Origin of the sequence: Anaerococcus faecalis (assembly GCF_013371425.1) — a bacterium.
GTDB classification, from domain to species: Bacteria; Bacillota; Clostridia; order Tissierellales; family Peptoniphilaceae; genus Anaerococcus; species Anaerococcus porci.
Window position 1 is genome coordinate 35,100 of sequence record NZ_JABVBA010000010.1, and the last position, 21,304, is coordinate 56,403.

Consider the following 21,304-nt stretch of genomic DNA (forward strand, 5'->3'; position numbering starts at 1 on the left):
AATGATTTGCATTATCATATAAAAATTAATTTTTAATTAATTTTTATATTGAGATAAAGATAAAAGTAAATTAAAATAACAAAATTATTTAAATACTTATAATATAAGAGCTAATATTAGCAATTTATTTTGAAATAATAGTGAAAAATTATTTTTTTGATAATTTAAAAGTGTATAAGTATGTGTTATTATAAAATCAAGTGTTAATATATATTTAAATAGCTAAATATAAAGGAATAAAAGTATATTTAAAAACTAAGGAGGAGATATGGAGAATAGAAAAATTTTTAGATCTTTAAATATATTATTTGTAATATTAGCCATATTTTTATGGTTTTATCTTGCAAAAGTAGGTAAAAATAGAGAACTTGCCTTTCTTCCTTTAATACCAGTTTTTGCATCTTTCATATTTTTGAGAAAATATAAGGATTAAGATTAATGGATTTAGTTTGAAGATAATTAAAAAAGGTTTGGAAGCTTAACTCTCCAAGTCTTTTACTTTAGACATAAAGTTTTTTATTTTCTCTAGCTCATCTTTTTTAAAATTTAAATCAAAATAAGTTCCGTAAGCCCTTATTCTTAAAATAAGATAGGATTTTTTATCAATTATTTCAAAATTTTTAATATCCCTGTATTCTATAAATTGACTAAGAAAGGGTGATCCCTTTATCACATAAAGTCCACCAGAACTGAGGCCTTGAAGTTTTATATTCAATTGAAAAAGTATGGATATTAAACTTACTATTAAAAAATCTATGAATGTAGGAGAATATTTATAGATTATCAAAAGTAAGATTAGAAAAAGTCCCAGGCTTATAATAGAAAATATATACCTTGAAAAGGCTAATAATTCAATCTTTTTTCTTATCTTCATAAGGTAAATAATACCAAAAATCAAAAGACAAATAATTATATATTTCATAAGAACTCCTCTAATCTTTAATACTTTTTATTTATATTTACTATATAATAAAAGCCTTATAAGTTAAAAGCGATATAAAGTGACCACAAAAAGTTGGACTTTTTATCAGAGATATTTAGAAATATTTGTATTTGTTTTTTTATATCCTAAATATCTTTCTATAGGAGAAAATTGTAGCTATACTGCATTTGGTTTTCCGAACTTAAATATCTAAGTTTTATCTTTATTCTTTCCTTAATTTATATTACTAGTTACTTCGTCCAATATTATCAAACCACTATCACGAATAATGCCATTCTATAACAATTTTTTGTTTTTTTATTCTGATATTGGATGCATTATCGCTTATATTTTTATCTAAAGATTCGTTATATATAAAAGTTTTTATTTTCTAATTTGAGTAATTTTCTTTTTAAATCAAGTCCGTAAAGATATCCTCCAAGTCCTTTTTGAGAAAGAACCCTGTGGCAGGGTACTCTTATTACAAGTGGATTTTTGCCACAAGCAGAACCTATAGCCCTATAGGCTTTAGAGTCTAAAGACTGCCCTATTTCTTTGTAGGTTATAGTTTTTCCATAGGGAATTTCTAAAAGTTTTTCCCAAACTCTTTTTTGAAAATCAGTCCCCTTAAGTTTTATAGGAAAGGAAAATTTTTTTAATTTTCCATCAAGATAAAGGGTGATTTCCCTAAAGGCATAGTCAGATACAAGGGAGGGTTTGTTGTCTTTTTCAACCTTTTCTACTAATTTTATCTCATTAACTATATCCTCATATCCTATTTCAAAAATAAGGTCATCTTTTTTATAGTAGGCTCTCATTTTACTTTACATCCTCTAAGAAAGGAAAAATTGAATCATTGTTTACAAGAATAAATATTCTAGATTCATAATCATCTATATACTTATGTCCTCCACGACGATTTATCCATTCATTTACTTGATTACTCATTTCACTTCTTTTTCTTTTTGGAAGATATAGGGTAAATTTTTTACTTAGCTTATCATCATTATCTTTTGCTTCTAGACCATGAGGCATTTTATAATACTCGATTTTTTTATCCGCTTTAGAATCAACTTCTCCAGTAGGGCTGGTTACTTTAAAATCTTCCAAGTTAAGAATATAAGTTGTATCATTTACTTTTTTATCTAGGCTAAATCTACCCTTTCCTTCTGAAATATACCTTACACTAGCATCATCGTCTAAATATTTTATGGTAAAATTTCCTTTATTGTCTGTAAATATAAGTTCTGTTGACCAGTCACCTGTCCCAGAGCTTAGGATGAATTTCTTTTGGTCTAGTTCTTTTATAATAGCAGGTGTTTTATTAGAATTTTCATCCCCTTTATCATTGGCATCAATATAGATATTATTGTTAGTGTCTATATTTATCCCATATTCCTTAGGATCTATCCCATATTTTTTAAACTCACTTATATCTATATGCATATTGATATTATCAAGCATAAGGTCTTGGAAGTAGTTTTTTTCTCCTCTTATATCTTTTATATCTTCTAATTTACTAGCCTTTGAAATAAAAGGTACTAGTAAAAGAAGACTTGTTATTAATAATTTTTTATGTTTCATTATTAGCTCCTATTTCTCAAATTCTAAAAAGTAAGTAGAACCTGGTTTATCATTAAGTTTATGTCCTATTAGAAAAACTCCTATTTTTTCGTTTGAATCAAACTTTGTTTCAGAGTTTTCTCTTCTCATCATTTTTATAAAACTAATGGCATCTTCACTCAAATCAGAATATTTTGTTTCAGGTAGATAGAGAGTATAATCACTTCCTACATCTTCTTTTGGCATAGCTATAGAATCAGTATAGTGGAAGGTGTTATCATAGCCATTTATTTTAATATTTTTTTCTTCTCCCACATTTATATCAGAATCTAGTCTTTGAAGAGTTAGGTTGTAAGAAGTATCTGATAGTTTTTTTGTAATATCAAACTTTCCATTATAAAGAGCGATTGATACGTGTCCACCATTTCCACCCTTTTCTACGCCATCAAAGTATCCATCCCTATAAAAGTAAAGAGCTTCTACCATAGACCCACCTTTTATATTGAATTTTACACCCTTTAGCCTATCATATATATCTTGGTATTGACCATTTCTTTTTATATCACTTTTAACTTTTTTATCTTGTTTTTCATCCTTATTAGATACTAATCTATCATTGATATCTTTTTTATCAGTTTTTAACCTATCTTTTATATCTTTCTTGCTAGAAATATCATTCTTAACTTCAATAGAAGAATCATTATCTATTTTGTTTTTATTCCCCTTACAAGAGCTCAGAACAAGCCCTAAAAAAAGGATTGTGAGTAATTTCTTTCTCATAAGTCACTCCTTTTATTTCTTTCTTATATTTTAAGGCTTATGTGAGATTTTTACAAATATCTTTAAAATTATAGGAAAATTGATAAAATAATTAATTATTGAAATAGTTTGGGTATAATTATAGTTAGTAGTTTATAAGGATTTTGGAGGATAAGACCATGAATTATTATGAAAAAAGAGATTTAATAATCTCCTATATTAAAAAGGGAGAAAAAGGAAAAGATGAGTATAAAACTGGTCTAGAAATGGAACATTTTACTATAGATAAGGAAAGTCTTGACTCTTATGATTATTTTGGTGATAAGGGAGTAGGGGATACCTTAAAAAGACTAAAAGATATGGGCTTTAGTGTAGAAAGCGAGGAAGAAGGTTATATACTAGGACTAAGACATGATGATGTTGCTATTAACCTTGAGCCAGCAGGTCAATTTGAACTTGCTATAGATGCAAAGAAAAGTCTAAAAGATTTGGATGAATCTTATAAAAAAATAATGAAAGATATTATCCCTATATATGAACAAAAGGGTCAATATCTTTTAACTTTAGGCTATCATCCAAAAACTAAGGTAAGAGATTTAAATATAATACCTAAGGATAGGTATAGGTATATGCAAGAATACTTTTTAAAATATGGAGGAAAGACTTCAATAAATATGATGAGAGGGTCTGCTAGTGTCCAAACAGCCATTGACTTTTCTGATGAAGAAGATTTTAAAAAGAAATTTTTCGTAGCAAATGCGCTATCTTCATTTATGTATACTCTTTATGATAATTCTTATATATTTGAAGGCAAAGCTTATAAATATAGAAACCTTCGCCAACAAATATGGGAATATTGTGATCCACAAAGGACAGGAGTCTATGACTTTGCCTTTGATGATGACTTATCATATGGAAAATATGCAGATAAGATTTTAAATACAGATATTATCTTTATTAATAAGGATGGAGAAGATATATACAAGGGTGCTACTAAGTTTTCTGAAATATTAGATGAAGATTCATCAGATAAGATGATATTTCATGCCTTATCCATAGTATTTCCAGATGTAAGAACCAAAAGATATATAGAAATAAGGATGCCAGATGCTGTGCCTTACCCATATAATCTTTCATTTGCAGCCTTAATGAAAGGACTTTTTTACAATGAAGAAAATTTAAATAAGTTAAGAGAAGAATTTTCAAATATGACCTATACAAAGTGTGAAAAACTTAAAAAAGATACAAAATATAAGGGATTTTTTGCGAAATATGATGGTAAAAAGGTTTATGAATGGCTAGATTACCTAATAGCTTTAGCCTCAAATGGACTTTCAGATGATGAAAAATCTTACCTTGATTGTATTAAAAATTTAGTGGATGAAAAAGAAAGTCTAAGAGATAAGTTTAAAAAAATATATGATGAAGATCCAAAAAAGGCAGTAGAAAGATTTTCTGTAAATTACAGATTAGGAGATATTGATGCCTAAGCTTAAAAAAGCTTATGAATGTAAAAACTGTGGCCATGTTCAAAATGTATGGGCAGGAAAGTGTCCTGAGTGTGGCAAGTGGGGAAGTCTTATAGAAAAGACTGTTACAAAAGAAAGTCAAAAAGCTAAAAATACTTCCTTAACCCTTGATGATTCGAATCAGGCAAGGCTTTTATCTGATATAAGGGTAGACGAATCTGAAAGGATAAAATCATCCTATGATGAGTTTGACAGGGCAATAGGTGGTGGTCTTGTAAAAGATTCTGTATCAATTCTTACAGCAAGGCCAGGTGCTGGTAAATCAACCCTTTTATTGCAACTTTCAGCATCTTTTGCCAAAAAGGGAATAAGGGTTATGTATATATCAGGAGAGGAATCTGAAAGTCAAATTAAATCAAGGGCGGATAGGATAATAGGAGATATCTCCAAAAATATTTGGATTTTATCTACAAACTCTATGGATCTTGCTATAAGGGAGATTGAAAAAAGAGATGTTCAAATTATTATCCTAGATTCTATTCAAACTTTCGCCTTGGCTGAGTTTGACAATAAACAAGGTTCTCCTACTCAAAGCGTAGAGTGCGCCAATAAGTGTGTAGAAATTGCCAAAAATCCTGAAAATAAAAGGGCTTTTATAATGGTAGGACATATGAACAAAACAGGTGAGATGGCTGGCCTAAGAACACTTGAACATTTGGTTGATACAGTATTAGTTCTTGATGGAGAAAGCGAAGAGGACTTAAGGATGCTTACTGCAACTAAAAATAGGTTTGGGCCAACCGGTGAAGTTGGACTTTTTTCGATGCAAGAAGAAGGCCTAATAGAGATAACAAACCCATCAGAATATTTTATAACAGAAAGAGATGAATCTATAGAAGGTTCTGCAATTTCAGTTATGAAAGAGGGTACGAGGCTTCTTGAAGTTGAAATAGAATCTTTAGTTTCAAAGTCTTTTATGCCATATCCACAAAGGATAGGAGATAGTCTTAGGAAAGATCAGCTTAATACCCTAATTTCAATCTTACAAGAAAGAGCAGGAATAAATCTTTTTGATGAAAATGTAATAATAAAGGCAACAGGAGGACTTAAATTAAGAGAGCAATCAGTAAATCTTGCTATAATGGTTTCAATTGCATCATCTTATCTTAAAAAACCCATAGACAATAAGACAGTCTTTATAGCTGAGGTTGGTCTTACAGGAGAGCTTAAAAAAGTTCCTCAAATAAGGTCTAGGTTAAAAGAGCTTGAAAGATTGGGCTATAAAAGAGCATATATTGCAAGAAATTCAGTTGATAAGAAAGATTTTAAAACTTTAGAGATAAAAGATATGAAAAATATTAGAGAAGTTATAGGAGATATTTTTTCCTAATATTTGTAAAATAATGGCGTAAAATAGCCTCTTTTATTGTATTAAAAATAAAAATATAGTATAATTTTTATGAAAGTACTTAACTTAAAGATAATTATAAAGGAGATAAGATTATGCATATAAAGAAAATAATTGCAGTTGGGGTGCTTGCCCTTGCCCTTACAGCTTGTGGAAAGAGTAAAGATAGTGCAGAAGCAGCAAAAACTGGCACAGCTTCAGCTGAAGGATATGGTGGTAATATTGAAGTTACAGTAAAGCTCGATGATGCTGGAAAAATTGTAAATATAGAAAGAAAATCTGAAGAAACAGATAAAGTAGGAGAAGTTGCCCTTGATGAGTTAACAGAAAAATTAAAGGGAAAAGATTCTACAGCTGATATTGAATCAGTATCTGGAGCTACAGTTTCATCTGAGGCCTTTCTTAAAGCAGTAGATGAAGCTATCGCAAATGCAAAATAATATAGTATAGAAAAAGTAGCTGTTGCAAAATCATGAATTTTTATTCTTGTATAATTTTAAATAAGTCCTAAGGCTTTTTTGAGATTTTGAATTATATTTAAAGGATTAATTCATCCTGCAACAGCCTTTTTTGTGGATCTTTGTCAAATAGTGTTGGTAGATAAAATAAACACAATCATTCACAAGGAAGTAGAACTACTACTTCCTTGTTTTTAATTATCTACTTTAGTAAGTTAAGCGAGCGGATTCGAGTGAAACAAAAATCCACCTGCTATGCAGCAGGTGGGGGAAAAACTTTAGCTTGAAGTAGCAAAAAGCCTCCATAAATTATAATTGTGATATTCTGAGCTGACCTTCCAAGTTGTTTTTTCGATTTTTGGGGTCAGTTTCATTGTCTAGTAAAGAGGGGATATATCAAGTTTGGGATAGTCTTATGTGACAGAATAATCAAAGCCCCGATAGGGTGCAGGTATATGTTTCTTATAGGCGCTTGTGCAAACTACAAGATGAACAAGTGATTTTGATTAATATTTTTAGAATATACCCATAAAGAAGTCACCCATAAGTGATGATATTAGGAAAGTTCCTATAATTACAAAGATTGAAACAATAATACCCTTAACTCCAACTTCTTTAAAAGCTCCCCAGTCCTTACCTATGATTATTCCAGCATAGGCTAAGATTGGTGTTGTTATTGCATTCAGATTTATATTTCCAACATATTTTATAATAAGTTCTGATATTGGGGATATAGGACTTGCTAGAAATATGGCAAGAATTGATATCCACAATACTGAGGATATTTTTTTGATAGGAACTATAAAGGATAGGGAATAGCCAGCTATACATAAAGCTGCAAGTATAATCATACCTGGGAGAGATTGCATAATATTAAACTCATATCCTACTATGTTACATATAGTAGATACAACTACTGTAAAGGCTAGGGCCATAAAAATATTTGGCATTTCAGTTTTTATTTTTTCCATTATTTCTTATCCTTTCTTCTAAAGAAGTTAAGTTTATTATATAAAAATTCTGTCAAAGGAAGTCCTATGAAAGCTCCAAGTGGTAAGGCTATGACTGATGAAATCAAGTTTGAAAGTCCAGCAAAGGCTGTCATCTGTGCTTCAAGTTCTGGATGGTTTGCAATTAAAGCTCCAAGTCCTGCTGTCATCATTGATGCAGAGCCTGCTCCTGTTCCCATCGCGGCTGCAAGTGGAGATACCACATTAAGTGAAATTGTTATAGATGATAGGACACTAAGCACTATAGGTCCAAGAATTGTTCCTATGATATAAACTGCCATTACTCCTCTAAATTCAGCTGATTCTGCTCCGTAAGTATCTTGAATAAGACCAACGTTTGATTCTCTTGATAGGGCATGGCACATACCAATTGACTCTCTTTTAAGACCTAAAATTAGGGCTATTGGAAGAGAAATTATTATGGTACCAAGATTACCAAAGTTTTGTAAAACAAGAGCAAGACCCGCCTCTTTTATAGCCTCAATTTGGGCTCCGCTTGTTACTCCAAGTTTCGCTATCAAAACTGCAAGCATAATACTCATCATGTTATTTGCAGAAGGGGCATCTTCTCTTTTTACAAGCTTTAAAGGAGACATAAATATTAGAAATACTATAAGCATAGACCATATTAATGGTGAGAATACTATATTTATTCCTCTTATAGATAAAGTTTTTGCGCCTATAAGTTCTGCAAGGATTGCAACTGCTATAACAACTACATGCATCCTGTAGTCTTTTTTAAGATTCATTTTTTCCATTACTTACTCCTAAGATAAAAATTCAAAGGCTGTTTTTAAAAATATTGAAACACCCTTATAAAATAGCGATTCGTCTAAGTCAAACTTAGGATTGTGGTTAGAGTATTTTTCTCCGTCTGCTGCTTCTTTTAAGTTTGATAAAAATAGGAAGGTTCCTGGGACTTCTTTAAGGTAGAAAGCCATATCTTCTCCACCCATGGTTGGTTTTTCAAGTTCAAATATATCATCTGGAAAAATTTTCCTAGTATTTTCCTTAACAAAACTGTTAAACTCTGGGTCATTTTTAAGAACTGGGTAGAATCTCTCATAAAAAGTCTCAGCACTAGCACCATAAGTTTTTGCTATACCCTCAGCTATCTCAGAAATTCTTTTTTCTATTTTATCCCTTATATCTTCATCAAGGGCTCTTGCTGTACCAAGCATATTTACTTCGTTTGGAATAATATTTTGTGTATATCCACCTTCAATTTTACATACAGATACAAGACCAGAATCTACAGGAGCTATTTCTCTTGATATGATTTTTTGAAGGCCCATAAGGATTTCTGCAGATATAATTATTGGATCTATAGCGTTTTGAGGATTGGCACCATGCCCACCTTTTCCCTTAACTTTTATAGAAAATATATCCATAGATGCCATAAGCTCATTATCCTTAAATCCTATCTTCCCATGAGGTATATCTGATAGCCATCCACCATGCATACCTATGATATGTTCTACTTTTGGATTTTCAAGACAACCTTCTTCAATCATAGGTTTTGCACCACCTGGAACTTCCTCTCCTGGTTGAAAAATAAATTTAACGACTCCCTTGAGTTTATCCCTATTTTCATTTAAGATTTTTGCAGCTGTAAGGGCTATGGCTGTGTGTGAATCATGACCACAAGCGTGCATTTTCCCCTTGTGGGTTGAAGCAAAAGGAAGGCCAGTTTCTTCTTGGATTGGAAGAGCATCGATATCTGCCCTTATTGCAAGACATTTTCCTTCACTATCACCATATATATTTGCTACAAGAGCATTTCCATTAATCATTTCAGTGTATTTGATGCCAAATTCATCAAGCTTTGATTTGACATACTTAACAGTCTTTGGTAATTCAAGCTCAAGCTCTGGAATCTTGTGAAGTTCTCTTCTCATTTCGATACATAAATCTTCATTTTCTTTTGCAAGTTTAATTACATCCATTTTTTCTCCTCTCTTGGATTCGTTTTCACAGTGTAAAAATAAATTCTTAATAGACTTATATTAGGAAGTTCTATGTCCTAATCATGTCTTAAATTAATTATAAATTAATTCACTAAAAATTGCAAATTATTTTTCAAAAATACTATGATATAATAAAATCATGAAAATATTAATAGTAGGTACAGACGAATCTTTAAATAAAATTAAAAATATCATTGATGGAATAGATTCTATAGAAACAAAAGAGATTATAATAGATGATACTACCCTTATAAAGCAGGATATAAAAGCATTGCCTGATGATATAGATGGAATATTTGCAACAGGTATAGGTGTTTTTTATGAGCTTAGTAGAAATTTTTCTATAAATGTTCCTATGACTTATGCTCATAGATCTGTTGTGAGTTTAAGCGAGGCTTTCTTTAATTATGTAGAATTGGGAATTAAGTTTAATTGTCCAAGTTTTGATGTAGTTGAAAAAAGTTTAGTCGATGACTTGGTAGAAGAATTTGAATTAGATTTTGAAAGATACTATGTTCTAAAAAATAAGCCAAAATATGACGAGGACTTTTATCTATCAAATCATATAAGACTTTTTAAGGAGGGAAAAATTGACTGTGTTTTTACAGCTTTTGGTTATTCTTATAATATCCTAAAAAAGCTTGAAATACCAGTGTTTAGACTAAGAGTTACCAAGCTTGATATAAAAAATGACCTTACTTATCTTATAAATGATATAAAAAGTAAGGAGGCTTCTAACAAAAGCTTTATAGTTCACAATTTTAAAGGGGAGGATAATGACTATAATAACAAGCTTATTAAAGATTACTCTATCTTAGTTGATGGAATATTATTTAAGCAAGATGAAGAAAGAATTATTATTTCAAATAAGGGACTTTTAAGAAAGTATACTCTCAATAATGCAAAGACCTTTTTAAGGAATCATCAAACAGACTTATCTCTTTTGCTTTCTGGTGGAGATACAATAAATCAAGCCATTAAAAATTCTCAATATGCCAAGAAATTCATAGATGAAACTTATAGGATAATTTACTATGATGGAATTTCTCTTGAAAAATATGACCTTATGAAAAATAAAAAAATATCAGCATCAGGTGATATAAATAAAATATCAGAAAATACAGGGATTTTAAAAAAGCACCTTTATAATATATCGACTTTTGTATGCAATAAGAGTGATAAGAAGATAAGATCTAGTGAAATGGCAAAGCTTCTTTCCCTTACAAGAAGATCAGCTGTAAGAATTATGGATATATTGGTCGAAAAAGGTTATGCTAAAGATGCAAACGCCAATTCTCAAACAAGCGGAAGACCACAAAAGTGTATAGAAATATTATTTTAAAAAAGGACTATTAATAGTCCTTTTTAAGTATCATATCAATATGATTAATACCAGCATAATCATAGGGTTTTGATGTTTTTTCAAAGCCTAGTTTTTCATAAAAACCCATAGCTTGGACCTGTGCTTCTATAAAAATTTCATTAAGTTTTAAATCATCAAAGGCAGTTTTTATAGCAATTTCACATATCTTTCTTCCATAAGTTTTTTTTCTTGAAATAACCCTCGCAAGTTTTCCTATCTTTTTATTTTTATCCTTCTCAATTAGTCTTGCATAGGCTTTTATTATTCCATCATCTTTTATAAAAATATGAATAGCTTCTTTATCAAGATTATCCAAGTCTGTATATTGGGAATTTTGCTCTATTTTAAATACTTTTTCTCTTAACTTTAATATCTCATAAAGCTCATCTTTTTCTAAATCTTTATATGCTTTTACAAATGATTTCATAGATTTCTCCAATTTAGTATAAATTAAATATCTTCTCAAATTTCATAATCAAAATGGGACATAGATTTTGATATAATTAGAAGAAAATTTGAAAGATGGTGAATGCTTATAATATCTATTAATAATAGAAAGCTTAATTTAAATGATTATATCACAAATAATGGAAATTTAAAATTAATATTCTAAAGTAGATAACTTAATAAATAGTAGTAAAAAAATAGAACTTTTGAAGTATTGTAATTTATTACATTTACAATAATTAACTTCGTACATTTAACTTCCAACGTCGGAAAACTTTTGTACTTGTTAGTTTTTCAATACTATTATATTATTTAGTTGGAAGGAAGGTGATAATATAAATAAACGAAGATTAGAGATATTATCTATAATTTTAGATACAAATGATCCTATTTCACTACATTTTCTAAAAGACAGATATAAGGTAAGTGAAAGAACAATAAATGATGATATCAAATATATTAACACACATTTCCTTTCAGACTCTATTGAAAAAATTGATAGTCAAGACGGTTGTTTAAAAGTTAAAAATAAAGAACAGATTAGTAAAGTTATTAAAAATTTAAATTTTTACACTTATACAATGGATAAATCAGAAAGATTATTAGTTGAATCACTTATATTATTTCTATCTAATGATTATATAACAAAGCAAAAATTGGCTGATATTATGATGATATCTCGTTCTACAATTACATCCGACTTAGACGATTTAATTAAGTTTAATAGTAAAAATAATTTAAAAATTGTGAGTAGATCAGGTAAGGGAATTAAGTTAAGTGGGAATTCATATAACAAAAATATATTTTTTATTGATAGTTTAATAAAAAGCTATTATTTATTTATAATATTATTAAATTGGATCAAAAAAAACTATAATGATATAGCTTTAAAGATAGAAGATGATAAGAAAACTATTCGCAATATAATCGGAGAAGCAGAATATAGGCATAATATTATATTCTCAGAAAATTCGTTCAACATACTATCATTATATTTATTGTATATTTCTTTAAATATTAATAGTGAAAAAGAAAAAAATAAATATTTTAAAGGAAATTCAGTAAGTGATTTGTCAATTAGTTTATACAGGCATATATGTGAGTATTTTGATATTAAAAATAAAACTAATGAAGTTAATTATTTAGATATATTAATATCAAAATTACAATATAAAGTTGTTAATAGCAATGCAAATGATTCCATAAGTGTTCAATTTATGACCAGAGAATTAATTGATGTAATATCTAATGAGTTATCTATACCCTTCTATTTAGATTATAAATTATTTGAAAGTTTATCGCTTCATGTTGAAAGAATGACTCTACATGGAGGAGCAGATATAATAGATTATCCAGAGCTAAGATCAATTATTGAAGAAAAGAAGGATTTATTTGAAAAAATCAAAAAAAATTCTTATATTCTTTCTAAATACTTAGAAAGAGATATAAGTGATGTAGAGATTTCCTATATAGTTATCTATATTTATGCTTCTTTTGAAAGGATAATAGATCAAGTATGTAAAAAACTAAGGGTTTTAGTTGTCTGTAATTCAGGTATAGGTACAAGCCAGTTATTAAACAATAAATTAAGGGATTTATTTAATTTTAAAATAATTGGAAACACTACTAGCCACCAATTAAATTGTATAGATTTGGAATCAATAGACATAATCATAACTACAGTTGATTTAAGTAATATCACTGATGACTATCTTAAAGTTTCACCTTTGATTAATGAAGTAGACCATAAGAAAATATCTGATTATATATATGAAAAAGGAAGATTACTAATTTCAAATTATAATTTTAATTCAAATGATTCTAAATTAATAAACAATTATGAATATAATAATAAAATATTTTTAGAAGATGTAGATATACAGGAAGGTCAAAGCTTGGATGATTTGCTAACAGAAGATAATATAGTTTTAGATATTTGTCCAAAAAATTGGAAAGATTCTATAAAAATGGCTAGCCAGATTTTATTAGATAAAAAATATATAAATGAAGAGTATATAAATGAGATGATTGAAAATATAGAAAAATATGGGCCATATATTGTAATAAGTGAAAACTTTGCATTACCTCATGGAAATATTTCTGAAAATGTTATTAAAACATCTCTATCACTTGCTAGATTAAAAAAACCGGTTAATTTCGGCTCACCAAGATTTGATCCAATTAAATACGTTTGTATTCTAGCAGTTGATGAAAATAAGGATCATTTAAAAGCACTATTTGAACTTATAAATCTACTCAAAGTTAAAGAATTTAAGAATTCATTAGAACTTGCTAGAACTAGAAAAGAAATGAAAAAAACAATTGTAAAATATAATTATTTGATAAATAAGTAAACAATTAATATTTATCATAATAAATTTTATATGAAAAGTGAATAAGAAAGAAAGGAAGGGATATATAGATTTGTAATTTTATTATAAATTTATGCAATATATGGAAAATCAGATAGAAATTAGAGAAGATTTGATATTTTTAAATTGTAAATTTAAAGATAGAGACGAATTATTGAAATTTATGTCAGATAAAATGATGGAATCTGACAAAGTGAATAAAACATTTTTTGATGCGGTCAGGGAGAGAGAATTAAAGTATCCTACAGGACTTAACACTGGTGAAATAAAAGTTGCAATACCTCATACTGACCCAAAACATGTAAAATCAGCTGCTATAGCAGTAGCTACCCTATCGAATAAGGTTGAATTTAAAAATATGGAAGATCCAAATGAAAATATAGGAGTTGATTTGGTATTTATGCTTGCTGTAGCTGACCCCAAATCACAAGTGCCATTATTAGTTAAATTAATGAGTATATTTAGTGACAAAGAATTGTTAAAGAAAATAAAAAATTCAAAAAGCGGTAATGAAATAAAAGAAGAATTAGAAAATTTAATAAAGGAGTAAAGAATGAAAAGAATTATAGTAGCATGCGGTTCAGGAGTAGCAACAAGTCAAACGGTTGCTTCAAAATTGGAAAGAGAATTAGAAAAAAAAGGAATTAGAGTAAAGGTTGATGCAGTAGATATGAAATCTTTAGATTATCATATAAAAAATGCGGATGCATATGTATCAATAGTTAAGCCAGAAAAAGATTATGGAATACCTGTATTTAATGGAATTGCATTTTTAACAGGTATTGGTATGGAACAAGAATTAGAAAAAATAATAGATTATATTAATAAATAATAAATAAATTTATGGGAGGAAAACATGGATCTTTTAGCTAGTGTAATCAATTACATACTTGATATGGGCGCAGCTGTATTTATGCCATTATTAATGTTTGTTATCGGATTGATTATGAAAATGAAAGTTAAAGATGCCTTTAAAGCTGGACTTACAATTGGTATAGCTTTCACTGGTATGAGCTTACTTATAGACTATATGGGATCAACAATGGGTGGTGCAGCTAAAGCTATGTCACAAAATACAGGTATTTCTTTACCTGCAGTAGATATTGGTTGGCCAGGGGCAGCATCTATAACATGGGCATGGCCTCTTGCATTTCTAGTATTTCCATTACAGATTTTTATAAACATAATAATGCTAGTTACAAAACAAACAAAAACTTTAAATGTAGATTTATGGAATGTATGGAATAAAATATTTAGTGCTATTTTAGTATCATATTTTACAAATAATGTAATATTGGGTTTTGTAGCAGCATCTATATTAATATTCTTAGAGTTAAAATTAGGAGATGCTTGGCAACCTGAGATTGAAAGATTAACAGGCATACCAAATGTTACAGTGCCGCACTTCATATCACTATTTGCAGTAATAATGTACCCGGTTGATGAATTGCTAAAAAAAATACCCTTATTAAATAAGGAATTAGATTCAAGTGCAATTAGAGAGAAGATAGGAATTTTTGGTGAAAATTCAGTAATGGGTGCCATAATAGGTTTGGGTTTAGGAGTATTGGCAGGATATGGAATTAAAGATTCTTTAATACTATCAGTTCAAGCCGCTACAGCGCTTACTTTATTTCCAATGGTATCAAAACTATTTTCAGAAGCACTTTCACCTATATCCGAAGCAGTTTCTGATTTCATGAAAAAGAAATATGGACAAGATGCAGATATATATATTGGACTTGATTGGCCTATTCTTGGTGGTAGAAATGAGTTGTGGGTATCAGTAATAATTACAATACCATTTCTTCTATTGTTCTCATTAATTTTACCAGGAAATAAAGTTTTACCATTCGCAGGTATTATAAATTTATCATTTGTAGTTGCTGCTTTATTACTAACAAATGGAAATGTTCTTAGAATGATAATTCATGGTATATGGACCGCTCCAATATTCTTATATGGAGCAACATATTTTGCACCTTACATGACTAGGTTAGCTGAAGAAACAGGTACTCTAGCAGCTGGTCAACAAATGATAGGTTGGAGTACATTCGAAGGACCGATTTTAAGATATTTATTAGTTAACGGATTTAATGGAGATGTAATAGCTATAATTGGTTTTGTAGTATTCATAGTTTTATATATATTACTAATAAAGAATAGAAAGAAATATAATTTAGAGTTAATGAATGAGTAGAAAAACTATTTGGAAGATTCTATTGGTTTTAAGTTTAATCTTGTTTTTTTACGGATTATTTAATAAATCTATAATTGCAACAATTATATCATTAATTTTAGCTCTTGTAGTTAATTACAAAGGAAAAGAAACTTTGTTTTTAGATTTTGACAAGAATCAAAAAAAGGATTAATAACTTAATTAATAAGTAAAAAGGAGTTAATTTTGAAAAATAATTTTATTGAATCAGAACCTGTTAGAGGAATTGCTGATATAACTTATGATATGTGGAAGAGGGGATGGGATGAATACAACGGTGGAAATGTAAGCTATTTACTTTCTGATTACGAGGTATCCAAAATAAAATTAGATAAATCTTTAGAACGTAACGTTGAAATTCCTAATATGCCTGATAATTTAGTTGGTAGATATATTTTGATAACAGCTAGTGGAAGCCATTTTAGAACGTTAAAAGATAATTTAAGAACAGATATTGGAGTTGTAAAAATAACAGAAAAAGGATATACCATAGTATGGGGGTTTGAAGAAAATAATAAACCAACGAGTGAGTTTTATTTGCATACTTTATCCCATAGCTCAAGATTAGAAATTGATCCAAATCATAAAGTTATACTTCATAACCATGCTACAAATATTGTTAAGTTAGGTTTAGTTTTAGAAGCAACTGACAAAGCTTATACACTTCCCTTGTGGAGGGTTTTAACAGAAGGTGTTTATGTATTTAATGATGGAATAGGAGTTGTGCCTTGGCAACTACCTGGAACAGAATCTATAGGAAGTGCAACCGCAAAAAAATTGAAGACTTCTAGAATAGTAGTTTGGGATAGTCATGGAGTAATGGCATCTGGCAAAAGTTATCAAGATTGTTTTGGATTAATAGAGACTGTTAACAAAGCAGCAGGAATTTATTTAGATACATTAACTATTAGAAAGACAGAGGGACTTTCAGATCAACAAATAAAAGATTTTGCTGAGAGTCTAGGTCTTAAAGCTAGAGAGGATATATTTAACTAAATAATTATTAAGATACTAATGCTGGTAATAGTTATTTAATATAAGGGGTCGTTGCAAAATTATGAATTTCTAACGTTAATCATTACAAGTTACTTATATATTATTTTGAGAATAGCATGTCACTCATAGAGGTCAAATTGTCAAAAAGAGGCTTGTAATTATTTTAGAATGATTAATTCATTTTGCGAAAGCCCCCTTTATTAATTTGTAAGTATTGTTTTGAAATAATTAATATTTTACAGAGATATTAAATTTGTATATAAATTTATTTAAAATACAAAATAACTTATATACAAATATAGAATTAGGAATGAATATGAAAAAAATTATTAACAATCCAGAGAATTATAGGAAGGAATTAGTCGAAGGGGTTAATAAAACTCATGCACATAAATATCAATTACTAAATTATTATTTTGGAATATCAAGAAGAAAAGATAGTCTAAAAAAAGATAAGGCGGAAATATTAATAGCAGAAAGTGGTAGATATTTATCACTTTTCTTAGAATATATAGAAGATAAAATACTTGATGGTTGTGCGATAGAAATTGTGTTTATACTACATTTATCATCTAAGAAAGAAAATTATAATCATATAAAAAAGGATATTGGAAAAATATTTTTAAAAATGGGAATAGATTTTAATGAAAGTGTACTATCTTTTTTAGGGACAAAACTATCCTTTGTAAAAACAGGAAAGGCAAAAGTAAGTAAGGCATTTGCTGAATTAAATAGTAAACAGCTATATGAAGCGTTAAGCTCCTACTACAATTAAAAATGTATGATACAATGAGACCTATAAAGTTAATAGCCTTTGATTTAGATGGAACTTTGTTAGATGGAAATAGGGAACTATCCAAAGAGAATATAAACTCTATCAAGAAATTATCAGACAGAGGATTTCAAATAGTAATATGTACTGGAAGACCATATCAAGGATTTAAAAGGTTTTTAGTAGATCTTGATTTGATTGGAAAAAATAATTATTCTATAACTAATACGGGTTCTATAATAAAGCCTAATGTAGAAAGTGAATATATAAAGTTAAATGCTTTGACTGTTGAAGATTATAGTAAATTGATAAATTTAACTAAGCCTTTTAAAGATTTACAAGTTGCATTTTATACTGACAGTAAATTATATAATGATAACATTATTTATAATGAAGCATTTATTCATGACCAAAAAATTTTAAAAATGGAAAGTGGAAAACTAAAAGAATATAATAACGAACCCATTTGTAGGATAAATATAATGGGAAAAAAAGAAGAAATTGATAGGTTTGAAAATTATAATTATCAAAGACTATCTAAGGAATATAAGCTAATGAGAAACGAGACTTTTAGCTTGGAAATTCTTAATAAAAACTCAGGAAAGGGTCAAGGTTTAGTAACTTTATGTAAGTATTTAAAACTAAAAAGAGAAAATGTAATGGCCTTTGGTGACAATATTAATGATATTGAAATGCTTGATTTTGCTGGAGTATCAGTAGCAATGGGAAATGCAAAAGAAATTTTGAAAAGGAAGTCAGATTATCTAACTGATTCTAATTTGAATAATGGAGTTTCAAAATTTATAAATAAATATTTTGAATTATAAATTAAAAAGCTTTATTAATGTATTCCTAAATTTAAATTAAAATAAACTAATAAAGTGAGTTTTTTTAAGGATATATAACAAAAATTTGAAAAGATCTATTATAAAATTAGTAAAATAGATGATATATTGTCTATATATTACAAAGATTAAAAAGGCGTATGGATAACTAGCTAGGGTGAGATAAAATTATATAGAAGAAATTAAATTTATTTTAATTAACTTGAATCTAACAAAATAAATATTTTATCAAATCCTAGCTAATAAATTAAGTAAAAAAGTAAATTGAAGAATAATAAAAGAAAAATATAGCAAAAAATTCTACCCCTAGGGGTAGAAAAGTAGATACTATATAAATTTGTGTATTAAAAGCTTCTGATTAGGATAAAGAGAATGCAATCAGGAGGAATTTTTATGCCAAGAAAAATACTTGAAACAAAATTAAACAAAATATTAGATGATTTATTCAATATTAAATTTTCATTCTTTAAATTCAAAAAAAATCAATTAATACATGCCCAGCATCTTCTCAAATTTCATAATCAAAGAATGGGGTATAACTTTTGATATGAGAAGAAGAAGTTTTGAAAGAGGGTGGGGGCTTATTATATCCTTTTTTCCCATTTGCTTTAAAGCTTTTCTTACAAGCTTTTTAATATCTTCATTACCCAAGTCTTTTATAGTTTTTTTATCATCATCTTTTATAAATTCTGTCATAACTCTATTTGGACATAAAACTGAAACTTTTATATCCTTAAATTCTCGTCTTATAGCCCTTGAATAGTAAAGGACGAATGCCTTACTTGCCCCATAGATTGCAAACTTTGGTTGAGGAATGAAACTTGCGGATGAAGAAATATTTAAAATTATTCCATTTTTTTTGAGATATTTAAGGCTTATTTTGCTAAGGCTTATTAAGGCCCTAATATTTAAGTCAATAGTCCTTAAATCATCTTCTAATGAAGTTTTTTTATAATAGTCATTAATGCCTACCCCTGCAGAGTTTATCAATAGACCTATCTTTTTGTCTGTTTTTTTAAGCTCATCTTCAATTATTTCAAAAGACTTTTCCTCACACAAATCAAGGGCAAGTATTTTTGCCCTTGTTTTGAGGATTTTTTTTAAATGATTAAGCTTTTCAGCTCTTCTTGCTATAAGCCAGATTTCTTCATAATTCTTATCGTCAATTTGTTTTGCAAATTCAAAGCCAATACCAGAACTTGCTCCACTAATTATAGCTATCATTATTTACTCATTGCTTTCATAATGAGATTTTGCTTTAAGTTCCATAAGTCATGTGATAGGTCTACATAGTAGTTATGAGGTTGGTCAAATCTTTTTACTTCATCCCATAAGCTTTTTACTTCTGCTTTGCAATATTCGTTGATTTCTTCGATTTTTGGAGATTTATAAACTCTCTTACCATCTTCAAATATTGGAATTTGCATCTTTCTTAATTTATAGTTTTCCATTCTCTTCATTTTCCAGGTGAAGTGAGGATCAAATATTACCAAAGGCTTGGTATCATCAACTTCTTCGTCCTTTAAAGTTATATAGTCAGCCTCAGCCTTGCCTGTTTTTTTATCATAGAGTCTATATACTTCTTTAAGGCCTGGAGTTGTTATTTTTTCAACATTCTCACTAACTTTGATTTTATCTTTTTTTCCATCCTCATCTTCTATTTGAGAAAGTTTATAAACGCCACCAAAAACAGGGTCACTTTTTGCAGTGATTAGTCTTTCCCCTATACCAAAAGAGTCTATTTCCGCTCCTTGTTGAAGTAGGGATTCAATTTTATATTCATCAAGTGAGTTGGATGCAACTATTGTGGCTTTCTTATAACCCGCATCATCAAGCATCTTCCTTGCCTCTTTTGATAGGTATGCTATATCACCAGAATCAATTCTAATTCCACCTGTTAGACCTAGTGGATCTAAAACTTCTTTAAACACTTTTATTGCATTTGGGATACCTTGTTTTAAAACATCATATGTATCCACAAGAAGGATACAATTGTTAGGATAAAGTTTGGCATAGGCTAAAAAAGCCTCATATTCTGAGTCAAATGATTGAACCCAAGAGTGAGCCATAGTTCCTCCTGCTGGATAAGCATACATTTGACTTGATAGGGTATTTGATGTGATAGGCGCTCCTGCTATAAAAGCAGCTCTTGCTCCTTTTACAGAAGCATCAGGTCCTTGGGCACGTCTTGCCCCAAATTCCATTACAGTTCTTCCCTTTGCAGCTCTTACTATCCTATTGGTTTTTGTTGCAACCAAAGATCCATAGTTTAAAGATAATAGTAGGTAGGTTTCTAATATTTGTGCCTCTATTATTGGAGCCTTTACTGTAATAATAGGCTCTGATGGAAACATGGCAGAACCTTCTGGAAAGGCCCAAATATCTCCTGTAAACTTAAAGTCTTTTAGATAAGCTAAAAATTCTTCTGAAAAGTTTGTATTTTTTCTAAAATATTCAATATCTTCTTCATCAAAATGAATATTTTCTACATATTCTACTATATCCTCGAGTCCTGCAAATATGGCAAAACCTCCATCATCGGGATTTTTCCTGAAAAATGCGTCGAATACAGCAATAGTATCTTTCATTCCGCTTTCAAAGTATCCATAAGCCATAGTGAATTCATAAAAATCACTTAACATGGATAAATTTCTTCTTTTATTCATAATTTCCTTTCTTTTTTTCTTTTTAACTTAAAGTATTTCTTTTATTATACCATGGATAAGTGGTATAGT

General features: G+C 28.9%; 22 protein-coding genes and 1 pseudogene. 13 read left to right on the top strand and 10 right to left on the bottom strand.

The annotated features are described in order from the left end of the window. The first annotated feature begins 268 nt into the window (after positions 1 to 268). A complete protein-coding gene (locus HV819_RS09355) occupies positions 269 to 433 on the top strand; it encodes a hypothetical protein (RefSeq protein ID WP_176270051.1) in 165 nt (54 codons plus the stop codon). 45 nt (positions 434 to 478) lie between these two features. On the opposite strand, the gene HV819_RS09360 is transcribed toward HV819_RS09355, so the two are convergent. The 4 genes from HV819_RS09360 to HV819_RS09375 all read right to left on the bottom strand — a co-directional run bounded on the left by HV819_RS09360 (position 479) and on the right by HV819_RS09375 (position 3,265). After that, positions 479 to 922, bottom strand: coding sequence for a hypothetical protein (locus HV819_RS09360; RefSeq protein ID WP_154541953.1), 444 nt, complete (start codon positions 920 to 922; stop codon positions 479 to 481). Between the two features lie 368 nt (positions 923 to 1,290). Next, positions 1,291 to 1,740 carry a methylated-DNA--[protein]-cysteine S-methyltransferase gene (locus tag HV819_RS09365; RefSeq protein WP_154541954.1) on the bottom strand — a complete coding sequence of 150 codons (450 nt, stop codon included), beginning with the start codon at positions 1,738 to 1,740 and terminating at the stop codon, positions 1,291 to 1,293. Position 1,741: 1 nt separating this feature from the next. After that, complete coding sequence (locus tag HV819_RS09370) at positions 1,742 to 2,506, bottom strand: hypothetical protein (RefSeq protein ID WP_154541955.1); 765 nt, start codon at positions 2,504 to 2,506, stop codon at positions 1,742 to 1,744. Between the two features lie 9 nt (positions 2,507 to 2,515). Next, a complete protein-coding gene (locus HV819_RS09375) occupies positions 2,516 to 3,265 on the bottom strand; it encodes a hypothetical protein (RefSeq protein ID WP_176270052.1) in 750 nt (249 codons plus the stop codon). Between the two features lie 158 nt (positions 3,266 to 3,423). Between HV819_RS09375 and HV819_RS09380 the strand changes: the two genes are divergently transcribed. From HV819_RS09380 to HV819_RS09390, 3 genes are all read left to right on the top strand, one after another. Next, positions 3,424 to 4,734 carry a glutamate-cysteine ligase family protein gene (locus HV819_RS09380; RefSeq protein ID WP_154541958.1) on the top strand — a complete coding sequence of 437 codons (1,311 nt, stop codon included), beginning with the start codon at positions 3,424 to 3,426 and terminating at the stop codon, positions 4,732 to 4,734. After that, on the top strand, positions 4,727 to 6,103 hold the full coding sequence (radA, locus tag HV819_RS09385; RefSeq protein WP_154541960.1) for a DNA repair protein RadA: 1,377 nt from the start codon (positions 4,727 to 4,729) through the stop codon (positions 6,101 to 6,103). Before HV819_RS09380 ends, radA begins: the two co-directional genes overlap by 8 nt. Before the next feature lie 113 nt (positions 6,104 to 6,216). Further along, positions 6,217 to 6,561: an FMN-binding protein gene (locus tag HV819_RS09390; RefSeq protein WP_154541962.1), complete on the top strand. Its 345-nt coding sequence runs from the start codon at positions 6,217 to 6,219 to the stop codon at positions 6,559 to 6,561. A 533-nt stretch (positions 6,562 to 7,094) separates the two neighbouring features. Here the strand turns inward: HV819_RS09390 and HV819_RS09395 are convergent. Genes HV819_RS09395 through HV819_RS09405 form a run of 3 tightly spaced genes read right to left on the bottom strand, consistent with a single transcriptional unit; the run spans position 7,095 to position 9,535 of the window. After that, entirely contained in the window at positions 7,095 to 7,550 is a 456-nt protein-coding gene (locus tag HV819_RS09395) for a hypothetical protein (protein WP_176270053.1), read from the bottom strand. Further along, complete coding sequence (locus HV819_RS09400) at positions 7,550 to 8,347, bottom strand: DUF3100 domain-containing protein (RefSeq protein WP_176270054.1); 798 nt, start codon at positions 8,345 to 8,347, stop codon at positions 7,550 to 7,552. The genes HV819_RS09395 and HV819_RS09400 overlap by 1 nt, the downstream gene beginning before the upstream one ends. A gap of 9 nt (positions 8,348 to 8,356) precedes the next feature. Then, a complete protein-coding gene (locus HV819_RS09405; protein WP_176270055.1) occupies positions 8,357 to 9,535 on the bottom strand; it encodes a M20 metallopeptidase family protein in 1,179 nt (392 codons plus the stop codon). A 160-nt stretch (positions 9,536 to 9,695) separates the two neighbouring features. Here HV819_RS09405 and HV819_RS09410 point away from each other — a divergent pair, with 160 nt between their 5' ends. Then, a complete protein-coding gene (locus HV819_RS09410; RefSeq protein WP_176270056.1) occupies positions 9,696 to 10,898 on the top strand; it encodes a transcriptional regulator in 1,203 nt (400 codons plus the stop codon). A gap of 10 nt (positions 10,899 to 10,908) precedes the next feature. Here the strand turns inward: HV819_RS09410 and HV819_RS09415 are convergent, their stop codons facing one another. Further along, positions 10,909 to 11,346, bottom strand: a complete 438-nt coding sequence (locus HV819_RS09415; protein ID WP_176270057.1) for a GNAT family N-acetyltransferase — start codon at positions 11,344 to 11,346, stop codon at positions 10,909 to 10,911. A gap of 376 nt (positions 11,347 to 11,722) precedes the next feature. Here HV819_RS09415 and HV819_RS11910 point away from each other — a divergent pair. From HV819_RS11910 to HV819_RS09455, 8 genes and pseudogenes are all read left to right on the top strand, one after another. Then, positions 11,723 to 11,821 (top strand): annotated as a pseudogene (locus HV819_RS11910) (hypothetical protein); the annotation flags it as partial. 126 nt (positions 11,822 to 11,947) lie between these two features. Then, the gene (locus HV819_RS11805) at positions 11,948 to 13,720 is read left to right on the top strand and encodes a BglG family transcription antiterminator (RefSeq protein WP_176270058.1); all 1,773 of its coding nucleotides are present in this window, start codon (positions 11,948 to 11,950) and stop codon (positions 13,718 to 13,720) included. A gap of 100 nt (positions 13,721 to 13,820) precedes the next feature. Then, the gene (locus tag HV819_RS09430) at positions 13,821 to 14,288 is read left to right on the top strand and encodes a PTS sugar transporter subunit IIA (RefSeq protein WP_154541975.1); all 468 of its coding nucleotides are present in this window, start codon (positions 13,821 to 13,823) and stop codon (positions 14,286 to 14,288) included. A gap of 3 nt (positions 14,289 to 14,291) precedes the next feature. Beyond that, positions 14,292 to 14,570, top strand: a complete 279-nt coding sequence (locus HV819_RS09435) for a PTS sugar transporter subunit IIB (protein WP_154541977.1) — start codon at positions 14,292 to 14,294, stop codon at positions 14,568 to 14,570. A 24-nt stretch (positions 14,571 to 14,594) separates the two neighbouring features. After that, positions 14,595 to 15,938 (top strand): PTS galactitol transporter subunit IIC, encoded by a 1,344-nt coding sequence (locus tag HV819_RS09440; protein WP_176270059.1) that lies wholly within the window; start codon positions 14,595 to 14,597, stop codon positions 15,936 to 15,938. 204 nt (positions 15,939 to 16,142) lie between these two features. Then, the gene (gene rhaD / locus HV819_RS09445; RefSeq protein WP_154541981.1) at positions 16,143 to 16,952 is read left to right on the top strand and encodes a rhamnulose-1-phosphate aldolase; all 810 of its coding nucleotides are present in this window, start codon (positions 16,143 to 16,145) and stop codon (positions 16,950 to 16,952) included. Positions 16,953 to 17,268: 316 nt separating this feature from the next. Continuing rightward, positions 17,269 to 17,727 (top strand): hypothetical protein, encoded by a 459-nt coding sequence (locus tag HV819_RS09450; protein WP_176270060.1) that lies wholly within the window; start codon positions 17,269 to 17,271, stop codon positions 17,725 to 17,727. A 14-nt stretch (positions 17,728 to 17,741) separates the two neighbouring features. Further along, positions 17,742 to 18,551, top strand: a complete 810-nt coding sequence (locus HV819_RS09455) for a Cof-type HAD-IIB family hydrolase (protein ID WP_176270061.1) — start codon at positions 17,742 to 17,744, stop codon at positions 18,549 to 18,551. 504 nt (positions 18,552 to 19,055) lie between these two features. On the opposite strand, the gene HV819_RS09460 is transcribed toward HV819_RS09455, so the two are convergent. Together HV819_RS09460 and HV819_RS09465 are read right to left on the bottom strand one after the other, a co-directional pair. Then, positions 19,056 to 19,793 (bottom strand): SDR family NAD(P)-dependent oxidoreductase, encoded by a 738-nt coding sequence (locus HV819_RS09460; RefSeq protein ID WP_176270062.1) that lies wholly within the window; start codon positions 19,791 to 19,793, stop codon positions 19,056 to 19,058. Further along, complete coding sequence (locus HV819_RS09465) at positions 19,793 to 21,235, bottom strand: nicotinate phosphoribosyltransferase (protein ID WP_154541989.1); 1,443 nt, start codon at positions 21,233 to 21,235, stop codon at positions 19,793 to 19,795. The genes HV819_RS09460 and HV819_RS09465 overlap by 1 nt, the downstream gene beginning before the upstream one ends. Positions 21,236 to 21,304: the final 69 nt, after the last annotated feature.